The sequence below is a fragment of the Microbispora bryophytorum genome (assembly GCF_006874465.1).
Lineage (GTDB): Bacteria > Actinomycetota > Actinomycetes > Streptosporangiales > Streptosporangiaceae > Microbispora > Microbispora bryophytorum.
Genome location: NZ_VIRL01000026.1, coordinates 99,186 through 106,255 on the forward strand (window position 1 = coordinate 99,186; position 7,070 = coordinate 106,255).

Consider the following 7,070-nt stretch of genomic DNA (forward strand, 5'->3'; position numbering starts at 1 on the left):
TCGCTCAGCACACCTTCCGGTAGGGCGCCTCGGGCACGAGGCGCCGCCAATCGTCATCTCCCAGCCCGCCGCCCGCCCGCGCGCACACCTCGGCCGCGGCCCGTTGCGGGTCCATCGTGTAGCGCCGCAAGGTTCCGTCCTTTCCGGCGCTGTAGAGGTAGCGCCCGTCCGCTCCGAAGGCGAGCGCGAGCACCGGGCCGGCGTGGACGGCGTACGGCAGGCCCAGCGGCGACCGGGCGGCGGCGTCCCACAGCCGGACCTCCCCGCTCGTGCCTCCGGTGGCGATCAGCCGCCCGTCCGGCGAGTAGGCGAGGGCCACCACGTCGTCGAACCGCCCCTTCTCCGGCGCGAGCGTCCCCGCCCGTCGCAGCGTGCGGGCGTCCCACAGAGCCACGCCCGCCTCGTGGAAGCCGGTGGCGATGACCGAGCCGTCGGGGCTGAAGGCGATCGATCGCACGCCGTCGAGCACCGGCCCGAAGGGACGGCCGGTGGACGTGCCGGCGACCAGGTCGACCAGGGTGGCGTCCCGCCCGCCGACCACGAGGACCCGGCCGTCCGGGCTGACCGCCATGACGTCCCATCCGGTCCTGCGCGGGACGGGAACCTCCAGGCCGCTGGACAGGTCCCACACCCGGACGGGCTCGTAGTCGCCGGCGACGGGCGCCGCGGCGAGCACGTGGCCTCCGGCGGCCAGCCCGCCCACGGAGGCGGCCCGCGCGATAGGGATCCGGCGAAGCGGGCGGCCGTCCGGCACGCTCCACAGGCTCAGGCTCACGGTCGCGGTATCGCCGGAGCCTCGCGCCTCGTCCGGCCGGGAGACGGAGGCGTGCGAGACGGAGGCGTAGGGGACGGAGGCGAGTGTGCGGCCGTCGGAGGCGAAGGCGAGCGCCCCGGCCGGTGTGCCGCCGAGGGACGGCCCCAGGCGGGCGCCCGAGACCGGGTCCGACAACACCGGCCCTGCTCCGGCCGGTGAGACGGCGAGCGTCCGCGCGCCCGGGGCGAAGGCCGCGGCGACCGCCGACGGGGACACCGCCGTCGAGCGGGCGCCCGCCGCCGCGTCCACCGTGGCGACCCGGCCGCCGCTCAGCAGGTAGCGCAGCACCGGCCCGCCCGCCTCACCCGTCGCGACCCTGATGTCCGGCATGCCGGTGGTGTCCTCCGGTGTGGAGTAGGCCAGCAGGCCGCCTCCGTCCGCGCTCCACAGGCCGACGCCGGTGCGGTCGAAGGTCAGGACGAGGCGACCGCCGTCGCCGTACGCGAGCCACTCGGCGGAGGCGCCCTCCAGGACGGCGCCGCGGCGGCGGCCGGTGGACAGGTCCCAGAAGGCGACGTTCCCGCCGCGGCCGACCGCGAGGGTGCGGCCGTCGGGGCTGAAGGCGACGGCGTCCCCCCGGCCGCCCGCGGGAGCCGGGAGTCTCCGTGCCCCGCCAGAGTGCTCCGAGCCAGAGTGCTCCAAGTCGGAACCCCCCGAGCCGGAACGCACCGAGCCGGAACGCACCGAGCCGGAACGTCCCGAGCCGGAGCGCCCCGCCGCCGGCTCGTACAGCCGGAACCGGCCGTCGTCCAGCAGCACGGCGGCGCGCCGCGCGGAGACCGCGACCCCCTCCGCACGCTCGTCGCGCACGTCGAGGAGTTCGACACCGCGAAGGGCCTCCCAGACCTGGCCTCGATGGCCGGGGGCGAGCACGGCGAGGCGCCGCCCATCCGGGCCGAACGTCATCTCCAGCGCGCCGTTCCCGAACGCCGGTCCGAGCGGACGGCCGGTGGACAGGTCCCACACACGCAGACGGCCGCCGCCGGAAACCGCGAGGCGGCGGCCGTCTGGGCTGAGCGCGACGGCGTCGGGGGCCACCGCGACGCCCTGGGCGCCCCCCGCCACACGGTGGGCGGCCACGTCCCACAGGACCGCCCGGCCGGCGTCGGCGACGGCGAGCAGCCGGCCGTCCCCGCTCAGGTCGAACCGGGCATCGGCGGTGACGGGCGGCGGCGGGTCGATCCGCCGCAGCGGCTGGGCGAGCGAGCTGTAGAGGGCCGCCCGCGCCTCGGGCACCCCGGCCAGCCGCCAGGCGGCCACGCTCAGCGCCATCGCCCGGGTGGGATCGGACGAGCGGGAGGTCTCGGCCAGGGCGGCGAGCCGCCGGGCCACGGCCACGTCCCGCTGCCGCTCGGCGGACGACTTCTGGTCGAGGGCCAGCCCGGCCGAGGCCGCGGCGACGGCCACGAGCACGGCGAGCGCGGCGGTGAGGCGGCGGCGCCGCCGGGCGCGGTCCCGGGCGAGGGCCCGGGACGCGTCGAGGAACGCCTTCTCCAGCGTGTTCAGCGTGACGTGATGGCGCGCGGTGGCCGCCCAGCCGACCGCCGTCTCCAGCGCCGTCCCCTGGTAGAGGTCGCCGGGACGCCGCCCGTTCAGGTCCCACGTCCGGGCGGCCTCGGTCAGCGGCCGCTGCACCCGCAGGCCCGCCCGATCCGCGTCGACCCACCCGCGCAGCCGGGGCCAGGCCCGCAGCAGGGCGGCCGCGGCGAGCGCGACCGTCTCGCCCTCCCGGACGACGAGATCGGCGCGGGCGAAACCCGACAGCACCCGGCCGGCCGTCTCCCGGTCGACCACGCCGTCGAGGAGCTCGTCCTCGGGCACCGGCCGGGGAGAGTCGTCGTTCCCCTCTCCCGGCGCGACCATCCGCAGCAGGATCCGCGGCACCAGCGCCTGGTCGGCCGGGACGAGCGCGCCGTACGCCTCTTCGGCCACGGCCGCGAGTGGGGGCGGCGCGAGGGCCCGGAGCGGCCCCAGGCCCTCGGCCGTACGGGTGCCTTCCGCCAGCAGCGCCTCGCCCCGCGGCGACGGGTGCCCGAGCAGCGTCGAAAGAACGGTGTCCGCGTCGGGCCTGGCCTCCGGGTTCTTGTCGAGCGCCCGGGCCACCAGGCCGCGCAGCGGCTCCCCCAGCGCGGTCAGGTCGGGGTCGGCCGCCAGGATGCGGTGCAGCAGGGCCGCCACCCCGGTCAGCGCCTGCCCCGCCGCCTCCGGACCGCCGCCGGGTACGGGCAGACGGGCGGCCCCCTCGGCGAACGGCTCCCGGCCGGTGGCGGCGAACAGCGTCACGGCTCCCCAGGCCCAGACGTCGACGGCCGGGCCCACACGTGCTCCGAGCACGCTTTCCGGGGCCATGAAGGCCGGCGTGCCGGCGACGTGCCCGGTCGTCGTCAGCGACATGTCGGAGGTCCGCGCTATGCCGAAGTCGATGACCCGCGGGCCTTCGGGGCCGATCAGCACGTTGTCCGGTTTGAGGTCGCGGTGGACCACCGACGCCCCGTGGATGGCGGCCAGCGCCGTCGCGATGCCCGTGGCGAGACGGTGCAGCTCCTCCGGCCCGTACGGCCCGTCCCGTGCGACCGCCGCGCGCAGGCTCGGCCCGGCGACGAACTCGCTCACGATGTACGGCTGGGGGCCCTCCAGATCGGCGGCGATGACCCTGGCCGTGCAGAAGGGCGCGACCCGCCGCGCGGCGGGTCGCGCCCTTCTTGGCGAACCGCGCCCTCGCCCGCGCGTCGCCCGGCCCGCCCGCCGAGCGGAGGACCTTGACGGCCACCCGGCGGCCGGCCTCGTCGTAGGCCTCGTAGACGACGCCCTGCCCGCCCTCGCCCAGGCGGCCGGCGAGCCAGTAGCCGCCGAGCCTGCGCGGGTCGCCGGGGAGCAGGACGGTCGCCATCCAGACCTCCCGCCGGCCGCGGACCGCATGCCCCGATCGTGCTACGGAGATCCAGCCCCGCCAAGACCCACGCGGAGCGTTCGATCAGGCTCGGGGCCCGCGCAGGGCGTGTCTTTCTCGACCGGCGCCGGCATCTCCTCGACGCCCTAGCCGGACCGGTCGAAGACGGGTGGCAGACACATACCGAGTTGCGCGTACACCTGCAACTGGTCGTAGTAGAAGCGCTGACTCGCGATCAGATCGTCGACCACGTTCCAGAAGCAGGAGCAGCGTGCGCTGACGGAACGGCCCGTCGCCTCCAGCACCTCACCTCCGACCAGGAGATACGGCCCCGTCTGGGTACCGCAGGCCACCATCTCCGTCGCGATCGCATCACCGCATGCGGTCTTCTCCCACCGTGTGAAGCGGAGATTGGGAAATGCCTCCCACATTTGCGTGCAGTAGGAGCCGATCTCCTGAGGGTTGCCCGCCTCCATATCCGGCCATGTCGCGACCGCGTCGGGCAGATAGCAGCGCATCACCGCATCCACATCATGGGTGTTCAGTGCGCTGATCAGCCGGTCCACCACATCGGCCATCGAAGAACCCCCTTGACAAGCCTAATGAGACAGGGGCAATGAGAGGCCAAAAGACCTCTTGCAGGCCGTTGTCCTCGGAGCGTGGACAGCCGACGAGGTCGCCCGCCGTACCGATCGGTCAGCACACCGAGCACGATCCGTCCCAGCGACGACCGGAAGCGCGACCAGCACCGACGCCTCGAACAAGGGTCGGCCTGAGCATCTCCGTGTACGCCGCGCTGAGCGGGCAGAGCATCCGCCGGATCGGATGTGCCGCCTTATGCGCCGGGGATGAGGACCTTCGGCCGTTCCCGCGCAGGGGCGGCCGGCGGGACGGTTGAGTCATGACGATCCCGAGCAGACGACCCCGTCCGATTACCCGCCGCCAGGAGGACGAGCAGGACCATGACCAGGCCACGGCTCCCCTCGCGCGGCTCGCCGTGCGCAACGCCCTGCGCGAGGCGTTCACCGACCTGGTGGACGACGTCCGCCTGACGGAGGTGGACGGCATGGCGCACGTCTACGTGTCCGTCCGCCTCGCCGCCTCCACGTGTCCGGAACTCATCCGCGCCACCGCCCGTGAGGCGTACCGGACCGTTCGCGGCGAGCCGGTGGTCGCTCACGTGTCCGCGGCCTGCCCCGCTTGTCGACGCCGGTGACGTCCGCGACGCGCTCCCGGGGGCTAGAGGACTCACTCGCCACTGCGCAGCGCGGCGCGGGTTCGGGGACACCATGGTGGGCGGCCGGCAGTTCCGGCAGCGGGGCGGGGATCAGGTGCTCTTCGCGGTGCCGTTCAGACGCAAGGCGGAGATGAGGAAGAAGACGCCGCCGGCGGTCGCGTACCCGGCGAGGCTCGTCAGCGATGCGGCCGGCGTACCGGCCTGGAGGATGAACGCCGTCCCGGCGATCGTGGAGATCGCTCCGCTGAGGATCATCGCCCATTGACCGCCGAGCCCGCGTCGGCTGACGGCCACGATGAGCTGCACGATTCCGGCGGTGATCGCCCAAGCGCCCCAGACGCGCAGCATGGAGGGCACGCCGGAGGTGGCCGCGACGGCCAGGCCGATGGCGGTGAGCAGGCTGAGGGCCAGGTTGACGTACAGGGCCGCGGTGGGGCGCGCGGTCGCCGAGGAGCGCAGATCGACGATGGCCGCGGCGACGTCGAACAGCGGGTAGATCACGAGCAGTGCCACGCTTACGGGGCCAGAGGGCCCGGCAAGGAACAGCAGGACCGCCCAGATGAGGGCGAATCCGAATCGCACCACGTAGAGGTTGCGCAACGCCACGGCGGTGCGGCGGGTGTTCACATCAGTGACGGTGGTCATCGTCTCTCTTCTCGATCGGAGTAGGTAGAATGACTAGTAACTCTACCGCGCTGACAGTAGCTCGGCGGCCGGGTCCGGCACAAGGGGTGAGGAGGAGGGACCGCGTATGATCCCAAGCGTGAGCAGCCCCATGCGTGAGCGCCTCCTGGAAGCGGCGGCCGAGCTGTTCTACGCACACGGGCTCCGCGCGGTGAGCGTCGACAAGGTCATCGACCTCGCCGGCACGACGAAGGTGACGTTCTACCGGCACTACAAGAGCAAGGACGACCTCGTCGTCGCCTACCTCGAACGCCGCGCCGCACTCGAACGGGACGGCATCGGTGCGGCGATCAAGCAGGGCGAGGGCGATGTCGATGCCACCCTGCGGGTGATCGCCGAGGCGATCGGCATCATCGCCTGTGCGCCCGGCTTCCGCGGCTGCCCCTTCATCAACGCCGCCGCCGAATACCCCGACCCGGACAGCCCGATCCGTAAGGCCGTCGACGCGCATCGCCGCTGGAACAAGGCGACGTTCGAACAGCTCATCGCCCCGCTCGGTCTGAAGAACTCCGGAGAGGTCGCCGACGACCTGATGCTGATCCGCGACGGCGCCATGGTCGCCGGATATCTCGACCAGCCGGCGACCGTCGCCGCCTCGTTCCTCCGCAGCGGCCGGGCCCTCATCGGCACCGGCGATTCGCCCCGGAGCTGAGCCCGCCGCCGTCGACCGTGTCGCTCGACGCGGCGGGATCGCGCCCGGCTCCTGGTGGCACAGCCGGCCCGGTCGCACCGTCGGCCTCCGAGTGCGGGAGGAGCCGGACGTGGTGGTCCTGGGGATCGACCTCCCCTATGAGGCCCCCGGCGTGTGCGCAGGCGTCGGCGAGTTCGGCAGGGGCGTCATAAGGCTCGACAAGCCGCTGGGTGACCGCGTGGTCCTGGACGCGACAAGCGCACTGCCTGTCCTGTGCCGTCGTGCGCAGAACACCTGCCGCGCCGGGCAGGGGTGACGCCCCTGTTCGGCCGGGGCCTCGATAGCCCCGTCTGCCGGACGTGGGCCGAAGGTCCCGCGATCACGGGACTTCGGGACGGCCGGAGCGTGCCGTACGGCTCCTGTGGCACACCCGGTGATCGCGGTTTCCTTGAGATGTCACCAAGAGAGCAAAGACGTTGAAAGGGGCCGGTCATGGCCACCATCGAAAGGCGCGACCACGGCGACCACGTGCACGCCGCCACTCCCCCCGTCACGGCCCAGACCCCCGCGCCCCGGGTGACCACACCGCCGACCACACCGGCCACCACCGCCGGCCCGGTCCGCTACGTGTGGGCCGCCGCCCGCATCGCCATCGGCTGGGTGTTCCTGTGGGCCTTCCTGGACAAGCTGTTCGGCTGGGGCCTGGCCACCCCCGCCGCCAAGGCCTGGACCAACGGCGCCAGCCCCACCGCCGGCTTCCTCAAGGGCACCGCCGACCACACCCTCGGCGGCCTGTTCACCACCCTCGCCGGCC

Annotated in this window: 6 protein-coding genes and 1 pseudogene; 4 read left to right on the top strand and 3 right to left on the bottom strand. The window is 73.9% G+C overall.

Going from position 1 to position 7,070, the window contains the following annotated elements; translation table 11 throughout:
* Positions 1–4 precede the first annotated feature (4 nt).
* Together FLX07_RS32460 and FLX07_RS32465 are read right to left on the bottom strand one after the other, a co-directional pair.
* On the bottom strand, positions 5–3,733 hold the full coding sequence (locus tag FLX07_RS32460) for a serine/threonine-protein kinase (protein ID WP_142575499.1): 3,729 nt from the start codon (positions 3,731–3,733) through the stop codon (positions 5–7).
* A gap of 117 nt (positions 3,734–3,850) precedes the next feature.
* Entirely contained in the window at positions 3,851–4,282 is a 432-nt protein-coding gene (locus FLX07_RS32465; RefSeq protein ID WP_142575500.1) for a nuclear transport factor 2 family protein, read from the bottom strand.
* Between the two features lie 323 nt (positions 4,283–4,605).
* On the opposite strand from FLX07_RS32465, the gene FLX07_RS32470 reads away from it, so the two are divergent.
* Positions 4,606–4,920, top strand: coding sequence for a hypothetical protein (locus tag FLX07_RS32470; protein WP_142575501.1), 315 nt, complete (start codon positions 4,606–4,608; stop codon positions 4,918–4,920).
* A gap of 111 nt (positions 4,921–5,031) precedes the next feature.
* Here FLX07_RS32470 and FLX07_RS32475 read toward each other — a convergent pair whose 3' ends face one another.
* Positions 5,032–5,586, bottom strand: coding sequence for a hypothetical protein (locus FLX07_RS32475; protein WP_142575502.1), 555 nt, complete (start codon positions 5,584–5,586; stop codon positions 5,032–5,034).
* Positions 5,587–5,704: 118 nt separating this feature from the next.
* Between FLX07_RS32475 and FLX07_RS32480 the strand changes: the two genes are divergently transcribed.
* The 3 genes and pseudogenes from FLX07_RS32480 to FLX07_RS32490 form a co-directional block, all read left to right on the top strand.
* Positions 5,705–6,277, top strand: a complete 573-nt coding sequence (locus FLX07_RS32480; RefSeq protein WP_229689927.1) for a TetR/AcrR family transcriptional regulator — start codon at positions 5,705–5,707, stop codon at positions 6,275–6,277.
* Positions 6,278–6,386: 109 nt separating this feature from the next.
* Positions 6,387–6,572, top strand: a complete 186-nt coding sequence (locus tag FLX07_RS32485; protein WP_142575504.1) for a hypothetical protein — start codon at positions 6,387–6,389, stop codon at positions 6,570–6,572.
* 176 nt (positions 6,573–6,748) lie between these two features.
* Positions 6,749–7,070: pseudogene (locus FLX07_RS32490) on the top strand (hypothetical protein); the annotation flags it as partial.

Bases quoted from the DNA above. Each gene is read 5' to 3' on its own strand.
- FLX07_RS32460 (WP_142575499.1), bottom strand. From the start codon at position 3,733: ATGCGGTCCGCGGCCGGCGGGAGGTCTGGATGGCGACCGTCCTGCTCC.
- FLX07_RS32465 (WP_142575500.1), bottom strand. From the start codon at position 4,282: ATGGCCGATGTGGTGGACCGGCTGATCAGCGCACTGAACACCCATGAT.
- FLX07_RS32470 (WP_142575501.1), top strand. From the start codon at position 4,606: ATGACGATCCCGAGCAGACGACCCCGTCCGATTACCCGCCGCCAGGAG.
- FLX07_RS32475 (WP_142575502.1), bottom strand. From the start codon at position 5,586: ATGACCACCGTCACTGATGTGAACACCCGCCGCACCGCCGTGGCGTTG.